General features: G+C 71.0%; 2 protein-coding genes. Both read left to right on the top strand.

Annotation, left to right across the window (positions count from 1 at the left end; translation table 11 throughout):
- Nucleotides 1–491 (top strand): class E sortase (locus tag JGS39_RS39895; RefSeq protein WP_219574640.1); only part of this gene is annotated, 491 nt, incomplete at its 5' end.
- Between the two features lie 62 nt (nt 492–553).
- Nucleotides 554–697, top strand: a 144-nt coding sequence (locus JGS39_RS39890) for a DUF3311 domain-containing protein (protein ID WP_219574641.1), incomplete at its 3' end; no start/stop codon positions are given.

Here is a 697-nt window from a genome sequence, read left to right as displayed (position 1 = left end):
GAGGGGGAGCGGGGGCCGGTGCCTCGTCCGCGCCCCGGCGGTCCCAGGCGTACGCCGTCCTGCGCATCCCGCGCATCGGGCTGACCGCGCCCGTCGCCCAGGGCATCAGCAAGCAGGGGGTCCTGGACAAGGGCTACGTCGGTCACTACCCGCGCACCGCGCAGCCCGGCGGCTCCGGGAACTTCGCGCTCGCCGGGCACCGCAACACGCACGGCGAGCCCTTCCGCCACATCAACCGGCTGCGCGCCGGCGACCGGATCACCGTCGAGACCCGGGCCGCCGTGTACACGTACACCGTCGACAAGACCCTCGCCCGGACCCAGCCCGGCGACAGCGGGGTCATCGCCACCGTGCCGCGCAGCAACGTGAAGCCGTACGTGGGCTACCGGAGCGCCGGGTCCTATCTGACGCTGACCACGTGCACGCCCGAATTCACCTCGCGGTACCGGCTCGTGGTCTGGGGGAAGCTGACCGGTGTACGGGAGCGCTGACCACCGCGCGTGAGGTCGTAAGGTTCTCTGACGTGCTCAGACGACGTCCGCAGTTGTTGTGGTTGCTGGTCCCCTACGTGCTCTACCTGGGGGCGCTGCCGTTCGTGAACCGGGTCCATCCCGTCGTTCTCGGGCTGCCGTTCCTCTTCTTCTGGCTGCTCGGGGCGACCCTGCTCACCCCCGTCGCCGTATGGCTGACCCGGCGG

Source organism: Streptomyces poriferorum, assembly GCF_019399235.1.
In the GTDB taxonomy this organism is placed as follows: domain Bacteria; phylum Actinomycetota; class Actinomycetes; order Streptomycetales; family Streptomycetaceae; genus Streptomyces; species Streptomyces poriferorum.
Note: the sequence above shows the minus strand (reverse complement) of the source record. Positions and strands in the feature narration are given on the sequence as shown.